This is a genomic window from Stenotrophomonas sp. FR012 (assembly GCF_047520565.2).
GTDB classification, from domain to species: domain Bacteria; phylum Pseudomonadota; class Gammaproteobacteria; order Xanthomonadales; family Xanthomonadaceae; genus Stenotrophomonas; species Stenotrophomonas sepilia.
Map to the genome: position 1 here is coordinate 60,460 of NZ_JAXBQL020000007.1, position 21,493 is coordinate 81,952.

At 67.3% G+C, this 21,493-nt stretch carries 18 protein-coding genes and 1 pseudogene; 12 read left to right on the forward strand and 7 right to left on the reverse strand.

Annotation, left to right across the window (positions count from 1 at the left end):
- The 8 genes and pseudogenes from ftsW to lpxC all read left to right on the forward strand — a co-directional run bounded on the left by ftsW (position 1) and on the right by lpxC (position 9,350).
- Positions 1 to 1,320, forward strand: coding sequence for a putative lipid II flippase FtsW (gene ftsW / locus ACM0O9_RS13120; protein ID WP_005415292.1), 1,320 nt, complete (start codon positions 1 to 3; stop codon positions 1,318 to 1,320).
- The gene (gene murG / locus ACM0O9_RS13125; RefSeq protein ID WP_005415293.1) at positions 1,317 to 2,405 is read left to right on the forward strand and encodes an undecaprenyldiphospho-muramoylpentapeptide beta-N-acetylglucosaminyltransferase; all 1,089 of its coding nucleotides are present in this window, start codon (positions 1,317 to 1,319) and stop codon (positions 2,403 to 2,405) included. Before ftsW ends, murG begins: the two co-directional genes overlap by 4 nt.
- Before the next feature lie 40 nt (positions 2,406 to 2,445).
- Positions 2,446 to 3,882 carry a UDP-N-acetylmuramate--L-alanine ligase gene (gene murC / locus ACM0O9_RS13130; RefSeq protein ID WP_005415294.1) on the forward strand — a complete coding sequence of 479 codons (1,437 nt, stop codon included), beginning with the start codon at positions 2,446 to 2,448 and terminating at the stop codon, positions 3,880 to 3,882.
- Positions 3,879 to 4,841 (forward strand): D-alanine--D-alanine ligase, encoded by a 963-nt coding sequence (locus ACM0O9_RS13135; RefSeq protein ID WP_065178757.1) that lies wholly within the window; start codon positions 3,879 to 3,881, stop codon positions 4,839 to 4,841. The genes murC and ACM0O9_RS13135 overlap by 4 nt, the downstream gene beginning before the upstream one ends.
- Positions 4,838 to 5,515, forward strand: a pseudogene (locus ACM0O9_RS13140) (cell division protein FtsQ/DivIB); the annotation flags it as partial. The gene ACM0O9_RS13135 and the pseudogene ACM0O9_RS13140, both read left to right, overlap by 4 nt.
- Positions 5,516 to 5,583: 68 nt before the next feature.
- On the forward strand, positions 5,584 to 6,819 hold the full coding sequence (gene ftsA / locus ACM0O9_RS13145; protein WP_005408083.1) for a cell division protein FtsA: 1,236 nt from the start codon (positions 5,584 to 5,586) through the stop codon (positions 6,817 to 6,819).
- Positions 6,820 to 6,988: 169 nt separating this feature from the next.
- Entirely contained in the window at positions 6,989 to 8,233 is a 1,245-nt protein-coding gene (gene ftsZ, locus ACM0O9_RS13150) for a cell division protein FtsZ (RefSeq protein WP_414603843.1), read from the forward strand.
- A gap of 205 nt (positions 8,234 to 8,438) precedes the next feature.
- Positions 8,439 to 9,350, forward strand: coding sequence for a UDP-3-O-acyl-N-acetylglucosamine deacetylase (gene lpxC, locus ACM0O9_RS13155; RefSeq protein ID WP_005415298.1), 912 nt, complete (start codon positions 8,439 to 8,441; stop codon positions 9,348 to 9,350).
- A 281-nt stretch (positions 9,351 to 9,631) separates the two neighbouring features.
- Here lpxC and ACM0O9_RS13160 read toward each other — a convergent pair whose 3' ends face one another.
- Entirely contained in the window at positions 9,632 to 10,081 is a 450-nt protein-coding gene (locus ACM0O9_RS13160) for a DciA family protein (RefSeq protein WP_049413132.1), read from the reverse strand.
- Positions 10,082 to 10,093: 12 nt separating this feature from the next.
- On the opposite strand from ACM0O9_RS13160, the gene ACM0O9_RS13165 reads away from it, so the two are divergent.
- From ACM0O9_RS13165 to ACM0O9_RS13175, 3 genes are all read left to right on the forward strand, one after another.
- On the forward strand, positions 10,094 to 11,050 hold the full coding sequence (locus tag ACM0O9_RS13165) for a M23 family metallopeptidase (protein WP_053498833.1): 957 nt from the start codon (positions 10,094 to 10,096) through the stop codon (positions 11,048 to 11,050).
- 302 nt (positions 11,051 to 11,352) lie between these two features.
- Entirely contained in the window at positions 11,353 to 14,085 is a 2,733-nt protein-coding gene (gene secA / locus ACM0O9_RS13170) for a preprotein translocase subunit SecA (protein WP_005415301.1), read from the forward strand.
- 101 nt (positions 14,086 to 14,186) lie between these two features.
- Positions 14,187 to 15,140 (forward strand): Nudix family hydrolase, encoded by a 954-nt coding sequence (locus tag ACM0O9_RS13175; protein WP_065178756.1) that lies wholly within the window; start codon positions 14,187 to 14,189, stop codon positions 15,138 to 15,140.
- 85 nt (positions 15,141 to 15,225) lie between these two features.
- On the opposite strand, the gene ACM0O9_RS13180 is transcribed toward ACM0O9_RS13175, so the two are convergent.
- The 3 genes from ACM0O9_RS13180 to ACM0O9_RS13190 form a co-directional block, all read right to left on the reverse strand.
- The gene (locus tag ACM0O9_RS13180; protein WP_235649828.1) at positions 15,226 to 15,810 is read right to left on the reverse strand and encodes a DUF4124 domain-containing protein; all 585 of its coding nucleotides are present in this window, start codon (positions 15,808 to 15,810) and stop codon (positions 15,226 to 15,228) included.
- A gap of 40 nt (positions 15,811 to 15,850) precedes the next feature.
- Complete coding sequence (metF, locus tag ACM0O9_RS13185) at positions 15,851 to 16,678, reverse strand: methylenetetrahydrofolate reductase [NAD(P)H] (RefSeq protein WP_005415304.1); 828 nt, start codon at positions 16,676 to 16,678, stop codon at positions 15,851 to 15,853.
- Between the two features lie 109 nt (positions 16,679 to 16,787).
- The gene (locus ACM0O9_RS13190; RefSeq protein ID WP_005415305.1) at positions 16,788 to 18,296 is read right to left on the reverse strand and encodes an amidohydrolase family protein; all 1,509 of its coding nucleotides are present in this window, start codon (positions 18,294 to 18,296) and stop codon (positions 16,788 to 16,790) included.
- Between the two features lie 136 nt (positions 18,297 to 18,432).
- Between ACM0O9_RS13190 and ACM0O9_RS13195 the strand changes: the two genes are divergently transcribed.
- Complete coding sequence (locus ACM0O9_RS13195) at positions 18,433 to 18,990, forward strand: DUF3228 family protein (RefSeq protein WP_053498826.1); 558 nt, start codon at positions 18,433 to 18,435, stop codon at positions 18,988 to 18,990.
- A gap of 75 nt (positions 18,991 to 19,065) precedes the next feature.
- Here the strand turns inward: ACM0O9_RS13195 and ACM0O9_RS13200 are convergent, their stop codons facing one another.
- The 3 genes from ACM0O9_RS13200 to ACM0O9_RS13210 form a co-directional block, all read right to left on the reverse strand.
- Positions 19,066 to 19,551, reverse strand: a complete 486-nt coding sequence (locus ACM0O9_RS13200; protein ID WP_065178753.1) for a hypothetical protein — start codon at positions 19,549 to 19,551, stop codon at positions 19,066 to 19,068.
- Entirely contained in the window at positions 19,551 to 20,024 is a 474-nt protein-coding gene (ybaK, locus tag ACM0O9_RS13205; protein ID WP_111128372.1) for a Cys-tRNA(Pro) deacylase, read from the reverse strand. The genes ACM0O9_RS13200 and ybaK overlap by 1 nt, the downstream gene beginning before the upstream one ends.
- A 110-nt stretch (positions 20,025 to 20,134) precedes the next feature.
- Positions 20,135 to 21,475, reverse strand: coding sequence for a peptidoglycan-binding domain-containing protein (locus ACM0O9_RS13210; RefSeq protein WP_235649826.1), 1,341 nt, complete (start codon positions 21,473 to 21,475; stop codon positions 20,135 to 20,137).
- Between the last annotated feature and the right edge of the window lie 18 nt (positions 21,476 to 21,493).

Consider the following 21,493-nt stretch of genomic DNA (forward strand, 5'->3'; position numbering starts at 1 on the left):
ATGAACGACCTGTCCCGCCAGGCAACACGCCTTGAAGCCATCGAAGGCAGCTACGACAAGTGGCTGCTGGGCGCGATCATCGCGCTCACCGGCGTGGGCGTGGTGATGGTGGCGTCCAGCTCGATCGCCTTGATGAGCAGCCCGTTCTACTACCTCAACCGCCACCTGATCTTCCTGGCGGTGGGTATCGTGCTGGCGGTCATCGCCGCCCGCACCGAGCTGAAGTCCATCGAGCAGTACAACCAGATGCTGCTGCTGGGCTGCTTCGTGCTGCTGCTGGCGGTGTTCGCGCCGGGCCTGGGCAGCACGGTCAACGGCGCACGCCGCTGGATCAACCTGGGCATCTCCAAGTTCCAGACGGTCGAGGCGGTGAAGGTGCTGTACATCGTCTGGCTGTCCAGCTACCTGGTGCGCTTCCGCGACGAGGTCAATGCGACCTGGCCGGCGATGCTCAAGCCGCTGGGCGTGGCCGGTGCGCTGGTGGTGCTGCTGCTGCTGCAGCCGGACTTTGGTTCTTCGACCCTGCTGCTGGCGATCACCGCCGGCATGCTGGTGCTGGGCGGGGTGAACATGCCGCGCATGTCGATGCCGGTGGTCATCGGCCTGGTCGGCATGAGCGCGCTGGCGATCATCGAGCCGTACCGCATGCGCCGCATCACCTCGTTCCTGGACCCGTGGGCCGACCAGCAGGGCGACGGCTACCAGCTGTCCAACGCGCTGATGGCGGTGGGCCGTGGCGAGTGGACCGGCGTCGGCCTGGGCAATTCGGTGCAGAAGCTCTACTACCTGCCGGAAGCGCATACCGACTTCATCTTCTCGGTCACCGCTGAGGAATTCGGTTTCCTGGGTACCTGCGTGATCGTGGCGCTGTACGCGCTGCTGGTCGGCCGTACCTTCTGGCTGGGCATGCGCTGCGTGGAAATGAAGCGCCACTTCTCCGGCTACATCGCCTTCGGCATCGGCCTGTGGATCAGCATGCAGACCTTCGTTTCGATCGGCGTGAACCTGGGTATCCTGCCGACCAAGGGCCTGACTCTGCCGCTGATCTCCTCCGGCGGCTCGTCGGTGCTGATGACCTGCGTGGCGATGGGCCTGCTGCTGCGCGTGTCCTATGAGCTCAAGCGCGCCGAGCGTCGCCAGGCCGTGCGCATCGGTGGCGCCGAAGAAACCGCTGCCGAGCCGATGGACGCCGCCGCCACGCCGGTGGCCGCCAGCGTGCCGGCGAGCGCCGAGCCGACGGCTGCCGCTGCGGCGAACGCAGCGCGCGGCACCAGCCGCCTGCAGTCGCGCATCGAACCGACCTTCGGGAGGCTGTCATGAGTGCAGCCAACGAGAAGGTGCGCCCGGTGATGATCCTGGCCGGTGGTACCGGCGGTCACATCTTCCCCGGCCTGGCCGTGGCCCGCGTGCTGCGCGAGCGTGGCGTGCCGGTCACCTGGATGGGCGCCGAAGGCGCGATGGAAACCCGCCTGGTGCCGCAGCACGACATCGCCATCGACACGCTGGCGATCACCGGCCTGCGCGGCAAGGGCAAGCTGGCGCTGCTGGCGGCGCCATGGCGGCTGATGCGCGCGCTGCGCGCGGCCGGCATGATCATCCGCAAGCGCCAGCCGCGTGCGGTGGTGGCCTTCGGTGGCTTCGCCTCCGGCCCGGGTGGCATGGCCACGCGCCTGCATGGCCTGCCGCTGATCGTGCATGAGCAGAACCGTGCACCGGGCCTGACCAACCGCATCCTGTCGCGCTATGCGCGCCGGCTGCTGACCGGCTTCCCGGGCACCTTCGCCCAGCGCGAGGAGTTCGTCGGCAACCCGGTGCGTGCGGAGATCGCCGCCATCGCTCCGCCGGAACAGCGCTTCGCCGACCGCAACGGCCCGCTGCGCGTGCTGGTGGTGGGCGGCAGCCAGGGTGCGCGCGCACTCAATGCCGGCGTGCCGCAGGCGATTGCCGCGCTGGGTGCCGGCGTGCCGGTCCAGGTGCGCCACCAGAGCGGCGAGAAAATGCATGCCGAGGCGGTCGAGGCGTATGCCAAGGCCGGCGTGCAGGCTGAAATCACCCCGTTCATCGCGGACATGGCCGAGGCCTTCGCCTGGGCCGATCTGGTCGTGTGCCGCTCCGGTGCGTCGACCCTGGCCGAGCTGTGCGCGGCCGGCGTCGGCAGCGTGCTGGTGCCATTCCCTGCTGCCGTCGACGATCACCAGACCCGCAATGCGGAGTACCTGGTCGAGCGCGGCGCGGCGGTGTTGCTGAAGCAGGACGGAACGCTGGCCGACGGCATTGCCGCACTGCTGCGCGATCTGTCCGAAAATCCCGCCCGCCGCATGCAGATGGCGCAAGCCGCGCGTGCCCTGGCCAAGGTCGATGCCGCCGAGCGCATCGCCGATATCATTCTCGAGGAAGCTGTATGAAGAAGGCATGCCACCGCGCCTGCCCTGCGCGAGGCCGCGCATGATCCGTCGCCTGCACGACACCAACGACCTGGTGCGCGCGTTCCCGCGCGTGCATTTCGTCGGCATCGGTGGCACCGGCATGAGTGGCATCGCCGAAGTGATGCTGACGCTGGGCTACGAAGTGTCCGGCTCGGACAACGCCGACAACGTAGCGACCCGCCGCCTGGCCAGCCTGGGTGCGCGCATCATGCGCGGCCACTCGGCAGCCAATGTGCTGGGCACCGACTGCGTGGTGGTCTCCAGCGCCATCCGCGAGGACAACCCGGAGCTGATGGAAGCGCGCAGCCAGCGCATTCCGATCATGCCGCGCGCGGCGATGCTGGCCGAGCTGATGCGCTTCCGCCGCGGCATCGCCGTGGCCGGTACCCATGGCAAGACCACCACCACCAGCCTGACCGCAGCGGTGCTGAGCGAAGGTGGCCTGGACCCGACGTTCGTGATCGGTGGCCAGCTGCTGGCTGCCGGTGCCAACGCCAAGCTGGGCGGTGGGCAGTGGCTGGTGGCCGAGGCCGACGAAAGCGATGGCAGCTTCCTGCGCCTGAACCCGCTGATGTCGATCATCACCAACATCGATGCGGACCACCTGGAGAACTACGGCAACGACTTTGCCCGCGTGCAGGCGGCGTTCGCCGAATTCCTGCAGCGCCTGCCGTTCTACGGCCTGGCGGTGCTGTGCATCGACGATCCGGAAGTGGCCGCGCTGGCTGCCAGGACCCCGCGCCACGTGATGAGCTACGGCATGAGCCCGCAGGCCGACGTGCGCGCCGAGAACGTGGTGCAGGAAGGATCGCGCATGCGCTTCACGCTGCGCCTGCCGCAGGGCACCAGCCAGGAAGTGGTGCTGGCGCTGCCGGGCAGGCACAACGTACTCAACGCGCTGGCCGCCGCCGCGGTGGGCTGGCAGCTGGGCGTGGCACCGGACGCCATCGCGCGCGCGCTGGAAGGCTTCGCCGGTGTCGGCCGCCGCTTCAATGACCTGGGCGAAGTGACCACCGCCAGCGGTGCCAAGGTGCGCATCATCGACGACTACGGCCATCACCCGAGCGAGCTGGAGGCGGTGTTCGCCGCCGCTCGCGGCGGCTGGGCTGACAAGCGCCTGGTGGTGGCCTTCCAGCCGCACCGCTACAGCCGCACCCGTGACCAGTTCGACAAGTTTGCCGCAGTGCTGTCCAGCGTCGACGCGCTGGTGCTGAGCGAGGTCTATCCGGCCGGTGAGGAACCCATTGCCGGTGCCGACTCGCATGCGCTGGCCCGCGCCATCCGCGCGCGTGGCCGCAGCGAGCCGGTGGTGGTGGGCAAGGCCGCCGAGCTGGCCAGCGTGCTGCCGGACGTGCTGCAGGACGGTGACCTGCTGCTGATGATGGGGGCCGGCGATATCGGTGCCGTGGCCGCCCATATCGCGGTGGAAGGCTTCCAGGGGGAGGGCCAGGCGTGAGCGCGCTGACTTTCCCGCCGCTGCGCGTGACCGACCCGGCCGTGTTCGGCCGCGTCGCCGTGCTGCTCGGCGGCAGTTCCAGCGAACGCGAGGTGTCGCTGGATTCGGGCCGCAACGTGCTCGAAGCCCTGCAGTCGCGCGGCGTCGATGCGTTCGCCGTCGATGGCATTCCGGCGCTGGCCAGCGCGCTCGCCGCCGGTGGCATCGACCGCGTGTTCAACATCCTGCATGGCCACAACGGTGGCGGTGAGGACGGCATCGTGCAGGGCCTGATGGACGCCTTCGGCGTGCCGTACACCGGCTCGGACGTGCTGGGTTCGGCGCTGAGCATGGACAAGATCCGCACCAAGCAGGTGTGGCTGTCGCTGGGCCTGCCAACGCCGCAGTACCGCAAGGTCGACGCGTCGAACGTGCATGCGCTGGCCGCCGAGCTGGGCCTGCCGGTGGTGGTGAAGCCGGCCAACGAAGGCTCCAGCGTGGGCATCAGCCGGGTCACCGACGAGGCCGGCCTGGACGAGGCCGTGGCCCTGGCCGCGCGCTACGACGGCCAGTTGCTGATGGAGCAGATGGTGGTGGGCGATGAGCTGACCGTCGCCATCCTTGGCGACGTTGCCCTGCCGTCGATCCGCATCGTGCCCAAGGGCCAGTGGTACGACTACAACGCCAAGTACATCGCCGAGGACACCCAGTACCTGTGCCCGGGCCTGGACGGTAGCGACGAAGACGAGATCCGCCGCATCGCGCTGGCCGCATTCCGCGCCGCCGGCTGCCGTGGCTGGGGCCGCGTGGACGTGATGCGTGACCGCGCCAGCGGCCGTTTCTTCCTGCTGGAAGTGAACACCGCGCCGGGCATGACCAGCCATTCGCTGGTACCCAAGGCGGCCCGCCAGGCCGGCATCGGTTTCGAGGAACTGGTGTGGCGCGTGCTGGAACAGACCCTGGAGGCCACGCACGCATGAACGCGCTGCTGCGCATCTTCGTCTGGCTGTTGGCACTGTCGGTGGTTGCACTGCCGGTGGTGGCCGTGGTCAATGGCTGGGTCGGCGCCGAGCGCTGGCCGCTGGCGAAGCTGCGCGTGCATGGCGAGTTCAAGCGGGTACCGGCCGAGCAGCTGCAGCAGGTGCTGCTGCCGTACGCGCGCGCCGGGTTCTTCGCGGTCAAGCTGCAGGATGCGCAGGACGCGCTGGAAAAGCTGCCGTGGGTGGAAAGCGCGCAGGTACGCAAGCAGTGGCCGGATGTGCTGGAAGTGACCCTGGTCGAGCACAAGCCGTTCGCACGCTGGGGCAACGACCGCCTGGTCTCCGAGCAGGGCAAGCTGTTCCCCACGCCGAAGAAACTGTCCGACCTGGAACTGCCGGAGCTGGATGGCCCGGACAGCCAGACCCAGGAAGTGATGAAGCTGTACAGCGACTCGCGTGCCTTGTTCGCACCGGCCGGCGTCGACGTGCGCCGGGTGACGATGGATGCTCGCGGCAGCTGGTCGCTGGTGCTGAGCAACGGCACCGAAGTGGTGGTCGGCCGTGACGACGCGCGCTCGCGCATGCAGCGCTTCGTCAAGGTGCTGCCGCAGCTCAACCGCCAGGACGCGCCGATCGAGCGCGCCGACCTCCGTTACACCAATGGTTTCACGCTGAGCTGGGGTACCCCGGCCACGCCGGCGAAAACGCCGGCGACCCCGGCCAGAAGCACGCAGGAAAGGACATGAATCGCAAGGGTGACAAATCGCTGATCGTTGGCCTGGACATTGGCACCTCCAAGGTGGTGGCGCTGGTGGGCGAGTATTCGCCGGGCAACCCGATCGAAGTGATCGGCATCGGCTCGCACGAATCGCGCGGGCTGAAGCGTGGCGTGGTGGTGGACATCGAATCGACCGTGCAGTCGATCCAGCGTGCGGTGGAAGAAGCCGAGCTGATGGCCGGCTGCGAGATCCGTTCGGTGTACGCCTCGATCTCCGGCAACCACGTGCAGTGCAAGAACTCGCCGGGCATCGTGCCGATCCGCGACGGTGAAGTGACCTGGGGCGACCTGGATCGCGTGCTCGACGCAGCCAAGGCGGTGGCGATCCCGGCCGACCAGAAGATCCTGCACGCGATTCCGCGCGAGTACGTGCTGGACGATTCGCAGGAGGGCATCCGCAACCCGGTCGGCATGACCGGCGTGCGCCTGGAGGTACATGCGCACCTGGTGGTGTGCGCGCAGTCGGCGGCGGCCAACATCAGCAAGTGCGTGCAGCGCTGCGGCCTGCAGGTGGACGACCTGGTGCTGTCCTCGCTGGCCTCCAGCGTGGCGGTGCTGACCGCCGACGAGCGCGAGCTGGGCGTGGTGCTGGTCGACATGGGCGCCGGTACCACCGACATCGCGGTGTTCGTGCAGGGCGCGATCTGCCACACCGCCTCGCTGCCGATCGCCGGCGACCACGTGACCAACGACATCGCGCACATGCTGCGCACGCCGACCCCGGAAGCCGAGCAGATCAAGGTGCGCTATGCCTGCGCTCTGGCCCAGCTGGCCACGGCCGAGGAGAGCATCCAGGTGCCGTCGGTCGGCGACCGCCCGCCGCGCCGCATGCCGCGCCATTCGCTGGCGCAGGCCGTGCAGGGCCGTTACGAGGAGATCTTCGAGATGGTGCAGGCCGAACTGCGCCGCTCCGGCTTCGAGGAACTGGTGCGCGCCGGCATGGTGCTGACCGGGGGCGCATCGAAGATGGAAGGCGTGGTCGAACTGGCCGAGGAAATGCTGCAGATGCCGGTGCGCGTGGGCATCCCGCAGCACGTCACCGGCCTGGGCGAAGTGGTCGGCAACCCGGTGCACGCCACCGGCGTGGGCCTGCTGCTGATGGGCAGCCAGATCGAGCACCCGCGGCGGCCGTCGCTGCCGACCGGGCGCGCTGGAAGCATGTTCAAGAAACTCAAGACCTGGTTCCGCGGCGAGTTCTGACGCGGAACCCGTAACTCCGGGCCCGGCCCGGCGCAACACCCGCAGTACCCGCATCACAACGCAACAACGCACTACACAACCCACACAGCCGCAACGGCAACATGACACGCGAAGGCAGGAGGCCCGACCGTCCATGCCACCGACAAGCGGATACAACGAGGACACGGACATGGCGCATTTTGAACTGATCGAAAAGATGGCACCCAATGCGGTGATCAAGGTGGTTGGCGTGGGCGGCGGCGGCGGCAATGCCGTGGCGCACATGGTCAACTCGGCGGTGGACGGCGTGGAGTTCATCACCGCCAACACCGACTCGCAGGCCATCAAGAATTGTGGTGCCAAGCTGCAGCTGCAGCTGGGTACCAACGTGACCAAGGGCCTGGGCGCAGGCGCGAACCCGGAAGTCGGCCGCCAGGCCGCGCTGGAAGACCGTGAGCGCATCATGGACGCGCTGCAGGGCGCGGACATGGTGTTCATCACCGCCGGCATGGGCGGCGGCACCGGCACCGGCGCTGCGCCGGTGGTGGCGCAGCTGGCCAAGGAAATGGGCATCCTGACCGTGGCCGTGGTCACCAAGCCGTTCCCGTTCGAAGGCCGTCGCCGCATGCAGGTGGCGCTGAAGGGCATCGAGGAACTGAGCCAGCACTGCGACTCGCTGATCACGATCCCGAACGAGAAGCTGATCACCGTGCTGGGTCGCAACGCGACCATGATCCAGGCCTTCCGCGCCGCCAACGACGTGCTGCAGGGCGCCGTGCAGGGCATCGCCGACCTGATCGTGCGTCCGGGCCTGATCAACGTCGACTTCGCCGACGTGCGCACCGTCATGTCCGAAATGGGCCTGGCGATGATGGGTACCGGCACCGCACGGGGCGATGACCGCGCCCAGGCCGCTGCCGAATCGGCGATCCAGAACCCGCTGCTGGACGATGTGAACCTGGCCGGTGCCAACGGCATCCTGGTCAACATCACCGCCGGCGCCGACTTCACCATGGCCGAGTTCGACGAGATCGGCCGCACCATCGACGGTTTCGCTTCGGAAGACGCCACCGTCGTGGTCGGCACCGTGCTGGACCCGGACATGCAGGACGAAGTGCGCGTGACCGTGGTGGCCACTGGCCTGAACCGCGTCTCGGCCAGCAAGACCCAGCGTCCGGGCGAGCGTGCACCGATCAAGCTGGTCCGTAACGCCACCACTGGCCAGCCGGAGTTCGGCGAGTTCGACAACGGCGGCGATGCCGTGTCCAAGGCCGTGGGCGGCATGGGCCTGGGCCTGCGTCGCGCCAGCAGCGATACCGCGGCGGCGTCGGCCCCGTCGGCCCCGTCGGCCCCGGCGGCTTCGGCCCCGGCAGCGGCGGAACTGCCGAACGACTACCTGGACATCCCGGCCTTCCTGCGCCGCCAGGCGGACTAAGCGGGGCGGCCCGGGGTTGTCCTCCCCGGGTTGCGCCACCATGTCCTGAAAATGCGGGCGCCGGGCCAGGATGGGCCCGGCCGCCCTGCTTCACGCGCTTTCCCAGCGGCGTGCCGGTGTGTCCTGCCGGTGGCTGTCACTGGCGTTTCAGCCAGGGTAGGGGAGTGCGCGTGTTAATCTAATGTGTCACTTCCGGTCCATCCCCATGATCCAGCAACGCACCCTCAAGAACACGATCCGCGCCACCGGCGTTGGCCTGCATAGTGGTGACAAGGTCTACATGACCCTGCGCCCGGCACCGGTCAACCATGGCATCGTGTTCCGCCGCGTGGACCTGGACCCGGTGGTGGAAGTGCCGGCCAAGGCCGAACTGGTCACCGAAGTGACCCTGTGCACCGGCCTGACCTGCAACGACGCCAAGATCCAGACCGTCGAACACCTGATGTCGGCGCTGGCCGGCCTGGGTGTGGACAACATCATCGTCGAGCTGTCCTCGGCCGAGCTGCCGATCATGGACGGTTCGGCCGGCCCGTTCGTGTTCCTGCTGCAGTCGGCAGGCATCGTGGAACAGGATGCGCCCAAGCGCTTCATCCGCGTGCTGAAGACCGTGGAAGTGACCGAGGGCGACAAGGTGGCCCGCTTCACCCCGTACGAGGGTTACAAGCTGGGTTTCACCATCCAGTTCAACCACCCGATGATTCCGGCCAAGCAGTCGCGCCAGGAAATCGAGTTCTCGACGCTGGCCTACACCAAGGAAATCTCCCGCGCGCGCACCTTTGGTTTCATGCGCGACCTGGAGTACATGCGCGAGCGCAACCTGGGCCTGGGCGGTTCGATGGACAACGCCATCGTGCTGGACGAGTTCCGCGTGCTCAACGAAGACGGCTTGCGCTACGCCGACGAATTCGTGCGCCACAAGATCCTTGACGCCATCGGCGACCTCTATCTGGCCGGTGGCCAGGTGTTGGGTGCCTACGAAGGCTTCAAGTCCGGCCACGCGCTCAACAACAAGCTGGTGCGGGCCCTGATGGCCGATGCCAGTGCCTGGGAATGGGTCAGCTTCGACTCGCCGGCCACCCCGGATCCGGTGGAATACGCCACCCCGGCGTACGCATGATTCCATAGGTTGTTGAATTTAAAGATAAAAACGCCGCCTTCCTGGGCGGCGTTCTTGTTTCCGGCGTTGGCGACGCATTCAGCGTGCTTGAAAGACGTCAAGGCTGGTTCAAGGTCACGGTTTTGTGAACCTGTTGGATCAGAAGCCTGAATTTAACGCAGTTTTAACAACAATCTAACGACAGGCCCCCGGATGGCCGCTAGGATGCGACCCGGCCCCCGAAATGTTTCACGCCGTGGTGACACGCGCGACGGGGAGCGGAGCCGGATGCTCCGTTGCCATCAGGACCGTTTCTTCGGCTTCGAGGGAACGTCCTGCAGGCAAGCCAAGGCGTCGCGTAGCCCTTTGTGCGTGGCGGCTGAAACTGCGTGGGGTCCATTCCGGTTGTCGAGCGCTGGGGAGCGCGTGGGAGTGGGAGACGCAGTCTTGATGGTCACCCTGGTGGCCTTCAGCCCGATGGAACGGGCCGCGTCGAGCAGCTGGGCTTCGGCAAGCCGCAACTTGGCATGCCAGACCGGGGACTCGACGAGAAAAACGAGGTGTTCCCCGTCCACATTGGCCAGCCGGCAACGGCTGCGCAGAGGTGGCGGCAACTGGGGGCGCAACTGACGGTCCAGCGCGTCGAGCCACAGGGCACGCCGCAGCGGGTTCCCGCTTTTGTCCGCCATTACCGCATCCAGCGCCGGTTTCGGTGCCGACGCGGGGCGAACGCTGGATTTCGGCTCAGACATGAAAACTCACTGATGGCATTCAAAAAGATCGTAATCAAAACGCGTGAAGGACAGGCCAAATCGTCGCCGATCACGCGTTTGCGGTTCTATTTCGAGGACCGCCCCCGCGCCCTGCTGGGCAGCGTGCTCGGGGTAGGCTGCATTATCGGCCTTGCTGGCGGCATTGGCGCCAGCGCGCTGAATGATTCCCGGCTGCAGGCCAAGGTCGAGCGCCAGGATGCGGAGCTGGCCAAGGTCAAGCGCGATGCGCAGACCCAGGTCAATGCGCTGGCGGCCCGCCTCGGCGAGCTGCAGGCCCAGGCGACCCGCCTCAACGCCCTCGGCGAACGGCTGACCCAGATGGGCAAGCTGGAGGACGGCGAGTTCGACTTCAACGAGACCCCCGGCCTCGGTGACGGTGACGCAGGCGGCCCGACCAGCGACATCCCGGTCAAGGACGTCAACGCCGACTTACAGGTGCTGGAGCAGCGCTTCGCTGCTTCAGGCCGCCAGCTGTCGGTGATGGAATCGCTGATGTTCGACCACCAGCTGCAGCAGAACGCCGTGCCGTCGCGCATGCCGATCCGCAACAGCTATGTGACGTCCGGCTTCGGCACCCGTGCCGACCCGTTCGGCCGCGGCGCCGCCACCCACAAGGGCATGGACTTCCACGCAAAGGTCGGTGACCCGGTGATGGCCGTGGCCGAGGGCGTGGTCAGCTTCGCCGGCGTGAAGGGCGGCTACGGCAATGTCGTCGATGTCGACCATGGCAATGGCTATGTCACCCGCTACGCGCACAATTCGCGCCTGGTGGTGAAGGCCGGCGACCTGGTCCGTGCCGGCCAGGAAGTGGCCAAGGCCGGTTCCACCGGCCGTTCGACCGGTGCCCACGTGCACTTCGAGGTGTGGGAGAACGGCAACGTGGTCAACCCGCGCAAGTTCCTCGGCGACGGCGGCAACACGCCGGTCGGGCGGGTCAGCCGCGGTTGATCCCCGGGTCGGATCCCTTCCGCGCCGCGCAAGGGCTCTGACCCGACTCGGTTGATCTGGTAGTGCCGGCCGCTGGCCGGCAACCTCATGGATTTCGGCAGCATCGCGGATTGCCGGCCAGCGGCCGGCACTACCGGGAATGTTCGGATGCCATTGCCGCCAAAGGGTTGAAACCCCTTGCGGCCGTCCCAAGCTACAATGGGTGTTGCCATCGACAGGGCGCCAGGCGCCCTGTTTCGTTTGCGGCGGACGGATCCCCAGGGGGAGGCCGGGCGTCGTGTCCATCCAACCCGGTTCCTTCAATGATCAACAGCCTGCTTACCCGCGTATTTGGCAGTCGTAACGAACGACAGCTGCGCCAGCTCAACCGCATCGTCGCCAAGATCAATGCGCTGGAGCCGGAGATCGAGAAGCTGTCCGACGAGCAGCTTCAGGCCAAGACGCCGGAGTTCAAGCAGCGCATTGCTGGCGGTGAAGCCCTGGACAAGGTGCTGCCGGAAGCGTTCGCGGTCTGCCGCGAAGCCGGTCGCCGCGTGCTGGGCATGCGCCACTACGACGTGCAGCTGATCGGCGGCATGGTGCTTCACCTGGGCAAGATCGCAGAAATGCGCACCGGTGAAGGCAAGACCCTGGTGGCGACCCTGCCGGTGTACCTCAACGCGCTGGAAGGCAAGGGCGTGCACGTGGTCACCGTGAACGACTACCTGGCCCGCCGCGACGCCGCGCAGATGGGCAAGCTGTACAACTGGCTGGGCCTGAGCGTGGGCGTGGTGTACCCGGGCATGCCGCACAGCGACAAGCGCGAAGCCTACGCTGCGGACATCACCTACGGCACCAACAACGAATTCGGTTTCGACTACCTGCGCGACAACATGGCGCTGTCCAAGGCCGACCGCTACCAGCGCGGCCTGCACTACGCCATCGTCGACGAAGTCGACTCCATCCTGATCGACGAAGCGCGCACCCCGCTGATCATCTCCGGTCCGGCCGATGATTCCCCGGAGCTGTACATCCGCGTCAACCGTGTCGTGCCGCACCTGGTCAAGCAGGAAGCGGAAGACGGCGAAGGCGATTTCTGGGTCGACGAGAAGGGCAAGCAGGTGCACCTGTCCGAAGCGGGCATGGAGCACGCCGAGCAGCTGCTGGTCGAGGCCGGCATCCTCGATGGCGAGACCGAAGGCCTGTACGCGGCGCAGAACCTGACCGTGGTGCACCACCTCAACGCCGCCCTGCGCGCGCACGCGATCTACCAGCGTGACGTGGACTACATCGTGCGCGATGGCGAAGTGGTCATCGTCGACGAATTCACCGGCCGTACCCTGGCCGGCCGCCGCTGGTCCGATGGCCTGCACCAGGCGGTGGAAGCGAAGGAAGGCGTGCCGGTGCAGCGCGAGAACCAGACGCTGGCGAGCATCACCTTCCAGAACCTGTTCCGCATGTACAAGAAGCTGTCCGGCATGACCGGTACGGCCGATACCGAAGCGTTCGAGTTCCAGAGCATCTATGGCCTGGAAGTGGTGGTGATCCCGACCAACCGCCCGACCATCCGCAAGGACAGCCCGGACCAGGTGTTCCTCAACCGCAAGGGCAAGTTCAATGCGGTGCTGGCCGACATCGAAGAGTGCGCCAAGCGCGGCCAGCCGGTGCTGGTGGGTACCACCTCGATCGAAACCTCGGAAATGCTGTCCGAGCACCTGAGCAAGGCCGGCGTGAAGCACGAAGTGCTCAACGCCAAGCAGCATGACCGCGAAGCGACCATCGTCGCCAACGCGGGCCGCCCGGCGGCGGTGACCATCGCCACCAACATGGCCGGTCGTGGTACCGACATCGTGCTGGGCGGCTCGCTGGAAGCCGAGATCCACGCTCTGGGCGAGGACGCAACCGACGAGCAGAAGGCGGCGGTCAAGGCCGAATGGCAGAAGCGCCACGACGCAGTGAAGGCCGCTGGCGGCCTGCATATCGTCGGCACCGAGCGCCACGAGTCGCGTCGTATCGACAACCAGCTGCGCGGCCGTTCGGGCCGCCAGGGTGACCCGGGTTCGTCCCGTTTCTACCTGTCGCTGGAAGACAACCTGATGCGCATCTTCGCCTCCGACTGGGTGCAGAAGGCCATGCGCATGATGGGCATGAAGGAAGACGACGTCATCGAGGACCGCCTGGTCAGCCGCCAGATCGAAAAGGCGCAGCGCAAGGTCGAGGCCCACAACTTCGACATCCGCAAGAACCTGCTGGACTTCGACGACGTCAACAACGATCAGCGCAAGGTGATCTACGCCCAGCGCGACGAGCTGCTGGACGCCGAATCGGTGAAGGACAACGTCGACGGCATCCGTGACGACGTGATCTTCGACATCGTTGCGCGCTTCGTGCCGCCGAACTCGATCGACGAGCAGTGGGACCTGCGTGGCCTGGAAGCGACCCTGGAGTCGGACTTCGGCCTGCAGATGTCGCTGACCGACCTGGTCAAGCAGCATGAGGAACTGGACGCCGAGGCCATCGCCAGCAAGGTCCAGGAGCGCGTCAACCAGCACTTCGCCGAGAAGGAAGCCAGCCTGGGCGAAGAGACCATGCGCGCGCTGGAGAAGCACGTGATGCTGACCGTGCTGGACCAGAGCTGGAAGGAGCACCTGGCGCGCATGGATTACCTGCGCCAGGGCATCTACCTGCGTGGTTACGCGCAGAAGCAGCCCAAGCAGGAATACAAGAAGGAAGCCTTCGAGCTGTTCTCGGACATGCTGGAGAACGTCAAGCGCGAAGTGGTGACCCTGCTGGCCCGCGTGCGTATCCGCAGCGACGAGGAAGTGCAGGCCCTGGAGGCCGCCGAGCGGCAGCAGGCGCAGGCTCGCCTGAGCCAGTCGCAGTTCCAGCACCAGGATGCGGGCGGCTACAGTGCCGACGAGGAAGCCGCGCAGGTGCAGGCTGCGCAGCAGGGCGTCGCGCAGATGCAGCGCGACGAGCCGAAGATCGGCCGCAACGATCCGTGCCCGTGCGGCAGTGGCAAGAAGTACAAGCACTGCCACGGCCAGCTGAGCTGATCCCGAAGAGCCCCGCGAAAGCGGGGCTTTTCGTTTGTTGCGGGGGAGTTGCACCGGATCCGTGATTGCGCCGGCCGCACTGTTCTGGGCATGCTTCCCCCATGCCTTCCCCCACCCGATCGATCCACGTCGTGGCCGCCGTCATCACCGACGCCCGTGGCCGCGTGCTGCTCAACCGCCGTACCGAGAACCGCGACATGGCCGGCCTGTGGGAGTTCCCCGGCGGCAAGCGCGAATCCGGCGAGACCTCCGAACAGGCGCTGGCGCGTGAACTGCGCGAAGAGCTGGGCATCGAGGCCGATGTCGGGCCCTGGCTGATGGACGTGCCGCAGCGCTATCCGGACAAGCACCTGACCCTGGAAGTGCGCCATGTGCGCAGCTGGAAGGGCACCCCGCGCGGCCGCGAAGGCCAGGCGATCACCTGGGTGGCGCAGGACAAGCTGGGCCGCTATTCGATGCCGCCGGCCGACCTGCCGGTGGTGGCCGCACTGCGCCAACCGGACCGCTACCTGATCACGCCGGCGCCGGCTGACGATGCCAGCGGCGTGCAGCACTGGCATGACTGCCTGCAGCGCGCGGTCGCGGCGGGCCAGCAGCGCATCCAGCTGCGCCTGCCACCGGAACACCCGCAACGGCAGGCAATGATCGAACAGGCCGTGCGCGCGCATCGTCGCGGCGTGCAATGGCTGGTCAACCGCGATGTCGCGCTGGCACGCGCACTGGGCGTGGGTGTGCACCTGGGCAGCGAGCAGCTGCAGGACCTGCAGGAACGGCCCTTGCCGGAAGGGCAGCTTGTCGCCGCGTCCTGCCACGACCTGGAGCAGCTGCAGGCGGCGCAGCGGCTGGGCTGCGACTTCGTGGTGCTCGGCCCGGTGCAGGCCACGGCCAGCCACCCCGGGGCAGTGCCGCTGGGCTGGGAGGCCTTCGCCGCGCTGCGCGCGCAGGTGTCGCTGCCGATCTACGCGTTGGGTGGGATGGTTGCCGGCCATATCGCCGAAGCCCGTCGCCACGGTGGGCAGGGTATCGCTGCGATTGGCGGGTTGTGGCCGGCGTAAAGCCGCGTCGGTCGCCGGGCATCGCCCGGTGCTGGCGTGGAAGGGAGGCAGTAGATCCACGCCATGCGTGGATGGATGCCTGCGATCACAACGTGATCCAGAAACACCCGTACTGCCGCCGTAATCCCACCACCGTCGAGGCACGCGCCACGCTGCCTGGCAGGGTCTGCTCCAGACGCAGTCCGACCGGATGGCGAACATCCGTCGGCTCAGGGGCGGATCCCTGCGCAGCAGGGCCCTGACCCTCGTCAGTCACTGCGTCCTGGCCCTGTCCTGGATACACCGGTACCACGTCTACCAGCGGCCGCCGCGCCAGCGATTCCAGTTGACCGAGGATGCGCTGCGCACCGGCATCGGAGACCGCGCCCCACAGGTACAGCGACGACAACCGGTTCACATCGTTGCTGAGGATGCCGATGCGCAGCGCGTCCACCAGCTCGCTAAGGCGCCGTGGGCAGCGCGCCCCCAGGGTGTCTCGCCGCAGGCTGCTGCCGGTGGGCGCGGGCGGTGGCAATCGTGATCGGGCGCCGACGCTGTCGCAGGGCCGGTCGGTATACACGCTCTGGCCCTGCGCATCGGTGCAGCGGTTCAAGCGCGTGGACTGCGCATGGACAACGCTCGATGCCGAGCACAATGACAGCAGCAACAGCAGGAAGGAAAGCCGGTTCATCGACGCAGGGTAGCGCCGATCGCGGTGGCATGGCGTGCTTTCAGCCGTGCAGCAGCTTCAGCACCGACGTGGTCGGCTTGGCCAGGTTCAGGGTGTAGAAGTGCAGGCCCGGCGCGCCGCCCTCGACCAGGCGCTGGCACAGCCTGGCGACCACTTCGGTACCGAACGCCCGCACCGATTCGGCGTCATCGCCATAGGCCTGCATCTTGCGGCTGATCCAGCGCGGGATCTCCGCACCGCACTGCTCGGAGAAACGGCGCAGCTGGCTGAAGTTGGCGATCGGCATGATGCCGGGCGTGATCGGTACCTGTACGCCGAGCCGGCGCACGGCATCGACGAAGTGGAAGTACGCATCCGGGTTGTAGAAATACTGGGTGATCGCCGCGTCGGCGCCGGCATCGATCTTGGCCTTGAAGTGCTTCAGGTCGGCCAATGCATCGGAGGCCTGTGGGTGGGTCTCCGGGTAGGCACCTACCTCGATGCGGAACGCATCGCCGTGTTCGGCGCGGATGAACTCGATCAGCTCGGCGGCATAGCGCATGTCGCCGGGGAAGCCCATGCCGGAGGGCAGGTCGCCGCGCAGCGCGACCAGGCGATGGCAGCCGATGGCGCGGTACAGCTTGAGCAGTTCGCGGATTTCCTGGCGGGTGCCGCCGACACACGACAGATGCGGTGCGGCCTCGAAGCCATGGTGCTGGTTGAGATGGCGCACGGTCTCGGAGGTATAGCTCAGCGTCGAGCCACCAGCGCCGAAGGTACAGGACACGTACTCGGGGCCGTAGTCCTTCAGCTTGGCTGCGGCGCGATCCAGCTGGCTGCGCTGTTCGTCGGTCTTGGGCGGATAGAACTCGAAGCTGATGGCAGTCATGGCACGGGCGGCGGCGGCGGGTGCGGATCAGTATATCGCTTCATCAAGATGGATGTGCGCGAATATGTGGAAGCGTGGCCGCTGCCGGGCGCTCGCGCGGGACAGGCTGCTACAGCTCAGCGCTGACCGGGCTGGTGATGAAGCCCCACAGCAGGCGCGCCATCACCGCCGGCGAGCGTGCCTGTGCACGGGCGTACGCCCACAGTGCGTCCAGGCGCGGGCGGTCGTACAAGTGCCCGGCCAGCAGCACGGCGTGGATGCGGCGCGTGTTGCCGGTGTCCAGCAGCGGATCGCCATCGAGCAACACCAGGTCGGCGGCCCGGCCGACCTCGACGCTGCCATGCGATGCCTGCAGCTGCAGATGACGCGCGGCCTGCAGCGTGGCCGCACGCAGCACGTCGGCCTGGCTCAGCCCCGCCTGCCGCAGCCACTGCAGTTCGTCGTGGTAACGCAGTCCACCCAGTCCGGTATCGGTGCCGACCAGTACGGTCACGCCAGCCCGATGGGCGGCGCCGGTGAGCGCCAGGCCATGGGTGAAGTAGGCCTTCAGCGCCTGTTCGCCGCGCGCGCCGGGATAGCGCGCCACGGTGGCCTTCAGATCGTCGCGCCATGCCCAGCGCGAGAGCGGATCCAGGTAGGCCAGGCGCGGGTCGTCGACGAACGCCGGATCGCGCGCGCGTGCATCCTCTTCGCGGGTGACATGGGTCGGTACGAACGCCGCACCGCTGGCCTGCATCAGGTCGAACGCCTGGGCGCAGAGGGCGGGCTGGTAGTCACCCACCATGGCTTCGGCGAGCGCGGTCGGGTTCCCGTCATCGAGCGAGCCTTCGCGCCAGGCGGCGGCACTGTCCACGCAATGGCGCACGAACAGATGGCCGTGCTCGAAGCTGCGCTGGCCCGCGTGCAATGCGGCTTCCAGCGGGACCGCCCTGGGCAGGTGTCCGACCAGGGGCAGATGCAGCTGCCGCGCTTCGCTGGCCAGCCGCTGGTAGGTCTCGGCGCGAAGGCGGTTGTAGACCTTGAACGCATCGACGCCGCGTGCGCGGTACGCGTGTGCACGTTCGCCCGCTGCATCCGGCGTCAGCGCCGGGTCTTCAAAATAGAAGCTGGCGATCTGTACGAAGCGCGGTGCAACCTGCTGCCCGGCAATGGCCTGTGCGGTCCAGCGGCGCTTGTCGGCCACGCAGGCGATCAGCGGATCGGTGGCCTGTGGGCAGTCCATCATGTCGCGGGTACCGGTGATGCCGTTGGCCAGCATCAACGGAAACTGCAGTTGCGGTGACAGCTGCAGTGCATGGGTGTGCATGTCCCAGAAACCGGGCAGCAGCCAGCGTCCGCCCGCATCGAGAACCGGCAACGTGGTCTCCGGCGGGTCTTCACCGATGGCGGTGATGGTGCCGTTGCGCACGGTCACCGTGGTGGGTTCGCTGGCCTGGCCGCGGGCGATGTCCACCACGCGTGCGTTGACGATCACGTGACTGTTGCCGGGGTGGGGCAGCGGTGGTGCAGACAGCGGCCAGAGCAGGGCGGCGGTGAACAACAGGGGTGGGACCAGCAGGAGCACGGCCAGCACGCGCGGCCAGCGGCGACGACGGGCGGAGCGGGGTAGTGCATCCATGAACCGGCAATCCTTGCATGGGGTCGCCTGCAGGGTGCGCCAACACGGGTGCCGATGCCAGTGACCATCGGCATCCCGCCCTCCATGCCGCGTGGGCAGGTACCCTGTGCAGCAGATTCCCTGATCACGCCGCGCCATGTCCATCGTTCTCACCGATTTCGCCCGTCCCCGCCTGTTCCCGCGCGTACCGCGTGGCAACACGATCCAGGACTGCACTGCCGAACAGTTCGAAGCGCACCTCAACGCGCACGCGCCGATGAAGGTACTGGACGGCTATGCGCCGTTCTGCAAACTGTTCGTCTACGAGAACTGGACCAGCACGCGCTGCCTGACCGTGCCGATCACCGAGGCCAACCGCCATCTGCTGCGCAGTGGTTACGAGGCACGCAATCGCGACGAACTGCCGGTGCTGGTGCGCTGGTTCGAGGGCGTGGAGTCGCCGCGTGCGAACTATCTGGTGGTGATCCTGTACAGCGCCGAGCAGCTGGCGAAGGAAGGCTCGCCGATCGAGGCCGACTGGGGCATCGTCGGCTGTATCTATACCGCCGAGCCGGAAGAGGTGCCGATGGCGCCGATCACGATGATGCGCAATGCGCTGGGCGTGGAAGAGGGCGGTTCCGGCGTGCCGTTGGACCGCGAGGCCTACCGGCGTTCTGTCGAGTTCTGGGAGAGCAACGCGAACTGGCGGCCGTGAGCGATATTGGTCGTCCACGCATCGCGTGAGTGTACGGACCGCAGTAGAGCCACGCCATGCTTGGCTGCCTGGCCTTCAGGCAGTTTTCCATTCCCACCACGGGTAGTGGTACTCGCGGTCGATGGCCTGCCAATGCTGGCCGCAGTGCATGCAGGCAACGTTGTGGCAATCGCCCCAACCATCCTCGGCCTCCTGCAACGCGAGCAGCTGCATCTGCCCTTGTTCAATCAGGCGGCGCGGATCGAAGAACGGGTAGCCGGGATTGAGCGCGCACAGGCAGCCTGCGTGCGCCTGCCAGTGACGCAGCCGTTTCAGGGCCGCCTCCAGATGCGCCTGGTTGCTGATCAGCATGCCGCCGAGGGTGATGCCGTGGCAGCTGCGTTCAATCAGGTCCACATGCGCGGCCAATGCGTCCAGCGACGGTGCACTGAACAGTCGTGCGACGATGCGGGCGGCGTCGGTGATGCGCGTCGCGTCGCGCGACAGCAGGTCCTGCAGCAGCACATCGGCCTGCGCGTCTTCCAGCCTGGGCGGCGGTGCTGCAGACCACGGCCAGCGCATCAGCGTGCCTTGCCGACGGCAGCGTAGTGGCCGGCGGTCAGGCGCAGCAGGTCGGCCGGCGCCAGTTCCACTTCCAGGCCACGGCGGCCGGCGCTGACGTGCAGCGTGGGCAACACCTGCGCGCTGGCATCCAGGAACGTGCGCAGGCGCTTCTTCTGCCCCAGCGGGCTGATGCCGCCGACCAGGTAGCCGGTCGCACGCTGCGCGGCGTCGGCGGCGGCCATCTCGCACTTCTTGCAGCCGGCCGCTTCGGCCAGCGCCTTCAGGTCCAGGTGGCCGGCCACCGGCACGATCGCCACCAGCAGTTCATGTGCTTCAGTGCTGGCCAGCAGGGTCTTGAAGACCTGGGCCGGGTCGAGGCCGAGCTTGTCGACGGCTTCGCCGCCATACGATTCGGCGTGGGCGTCGTGCACATAGCTGCGCACGGTGTGGGCGATCTTCTCGCGCTTGAGCAGGTTGATGGCCGGGGTCATGGACGCATCCTAGCGCGGGGCTGGGGCGTTGCCTTGACCGAGACTCGCGCGTCAACGCAGAACGGGCGCCCGAAGGCGCCCGTCCCGGCTGCGATCGGCTGCATCCAGCATCAGCGCGACATCGACTGCTGCGTCTGCATCTGTTCCTGGGTCTGCCGCTGCGACAGTTCGTTGTCCAGGGCCTGGCTCTGCCGCGTGCTGTCCTGCAGATTGTGGTTCACCGCCTGCGACAGGTCCACGTAGGTGCGATGCATGGCGGGATCGCCGAGCTGGCCCTGCACCGCGAACACGCCCTGGTTGTCCGGCCGCGCCAGCACGGTATCGACCTGGCTCATGCCGGCCAACTTTGACTCGTAAGCCACCTGGCCTGCGGCGTTCTCGAGCTGGCTGCGGTCATTGAACAGCGGCGACAGGCCGCCCTGGCGCCGCTGTTCTTCCAGTGCTTCCAGCTTTTCCACGACCTGCTGGTAACGCGGGTTGTCGGCGTGGCCCGGGGTGGCCATGGTCGGTTCGGCAGCCGGTGCGCGCTGCTGCGTGGCCGCATCCAGTGCGGCCAGGGTAGTGCCGCCAGCCTTGCCGTCTACGGTGAGGTGGTGATCCCGCTGGAACTGCTTGACCGCTTCCAGGGTGCCGGGGCCGAAATCGCCATCGGCCACCAGCGGCTTGCCGTCCTTGCCCAGATAGCCCAGGTCGGACAGCTTCTGCTGCATGGCCTGCACCTCATCGCCCTTGCTGCCGTTGACCAGCACGCCGTTGCCCGCAGGCGTGCCCGGTGACCCGTGCGAGGGAGCATGGGTTGGGGTGATGCCGATCTGGACCATGGCCCGGTCGAAGCGCTCATCGCGGCTGGCTACGGCGGCCTGCGACTGGATGCCGTATTTGGTGGCATCGACGAAGTTCTGCACGTCGCCGCGCGTCGGCGGATTGCCGGCCTGGACCGTGCCGCCCTGCAGCTTTTCCGCATTGCCGGCCAGATAGCTGATGAACTGCGGGCCCATGCTGCCGAACTGGTTGTCATAGTCCGCCATGGCCAACTGCAACTCCGGGTTGGCGGCGATGGCATCGGCCGCGGCCGGATTGGTTGCACGCACCTTGGCGATGGCCTGATCGACACGCTCGATGGCGCTGTCCAGCTTGGCGTTGGTGAGCTCGTCCATCCTGGCCTGCGGAATGGCCTGCAACTTGGCGTCGAGCGCCGCCAGCTGCTGGGTGCTCAATCCGCCCTGCTGGGACAACAGTGCGATGTCACCATCGGTGAAGCCGTTGTCGCGCAGGAAGCGCCTGGCCTGCGGATTGCCGCCGACATCGAACTGCACCAGCCCGAACGAATAGGTGCTTGCGCCCTTCTGTGCGTATGAGAAGTGGTCCAGGTGGCGGGTGTCGCCGCCCAGCTCGGTGTTGAGGAACAGCGTGGACAGCTGTTCGCGCGTAAGGGTGGAATCCGTTGCCATGGTCATCGTCCTTCAATG

Excerpts from the sequence above, each read along its gene's own strand:
- ftsW (WP_005415292.1), top strand. The coding sequence starts at position 1 with ATGAACGACCTGTCCCGCCAGGCAACACGCCTTGAAGCCATCGAAGGC.
- murG (WP_005415293.1), top strand. The coding sequence starts at position 1,317 with ATGAGTGCAGCCAACGAGAAGGTGCGCCCGGTGATGATCCTGGCCGGT.
- murC (WP_005415294.1), top strand. The coding sequence starts at position 2,446 with ATGATCCGTCGCCTGCACGACACCAACGACCTGGTGCGCGCGTTCCCG.
- ftsA (WP_005408083.1), top strand. The coding sequence starts at position 5,584 with ATGAATCGCAAGGGTGACAAATCGCTGATCGTTGGCCTGGACATTGGC.
- ftsZ (WP_414603843.1), top strand. The coding sequence starts at position 6,989 with ATGGCGCATTTTGAACTGATCGAAAAGATGGCACCCAATGCGGTGATC.
- lpxC (WP_005415298.1), top strand. The coding sequence starts at position 8,439 with ATGATCCAGCAACGCACCCTCAAGAACACGATCCGCGCCACCGGCGTT.
- ACM0O9_RS13160 (WP_049413132.1), bottom strand. The coding sequence starts at position 10,081 with ATGTCTGAGCCGAAATCCAGCGTTCGCCCCGCGTCGGCACCGAAACCG.
- ACM0O9_RS13165 (WP_053498833.1), top strand. The coding sequence starts at position 10,094 with ATGGCATTCAAAAAGATCGTAATCAAAACGCGTGAAGGACAGGCCAAA.
- secA (WP_005415301.1), top strand. The coding sequence starts at position 11,353 with ATGATCAACAGCCTGCTTACCCGCGTATTTGGCAGTCGTAACGAACGA.
- ACM0O9_RS13175 (WP_065178756.1), top strand. The coding sequence starts at position 14,187 with ATGCCTTCCCCCACCCGATCGATCCACGTCGTGGCCGCCGTCATCACC.
- ACM0O9_RS13180 (WP_235649828.1), bottom strand. The coding sequence starts at position 15,810 with ATGAACCGGCTTTCCTTCCTGCTGTTGCTGCTGTCATTGTGCTCGGCA.
- metF (WP_005415304.1), bottom strand. The coding sequence starts at position 16,678 with ATGACTGCCATCAGCTTCGAGTTCTATCCGCCCAAGACCGACGAACAG.
- ACM0O9_RS13190 (WP_005415305.1), bottom strand. The coding sequence starts at position 18,296 with ATGGATGCACTACCCCGCTCCGCCCGTCGTCGCCGCTGGCCGCGCGTG.
- ACM0O9_RS13195 (WP_053498826.1), top strand. The coding sequence starts at position 18,433 with ATGTCCATCGTTCTCACCGATTTCGCCCGTCCCCGCCTGTTCCCGCGC.
- ACM0O9_RS13200 (WP_065178753.1), bottom strand. The coding sequence starts at position 19,551 with ATGCGCTGGCCGTGGTCTGCAGCACCGCCGCCCAGGCTGGAAGACGCG.
- ybaK (WP_111128372.1), bottom strand. The coding sequence starts at position 20,024 with ATGACCCCGGCCATCAACCTGCTCAAGCGCGAGAAGATCGCCCACACC.
- ACM0O9_RS13210 (WP_235649826.1), bottom strand. The coding sequence starts at position 21,475 with ATGGCAACGGATTCCACCCTTACGCGCGAACAGCTGTCCACGCTGTTC.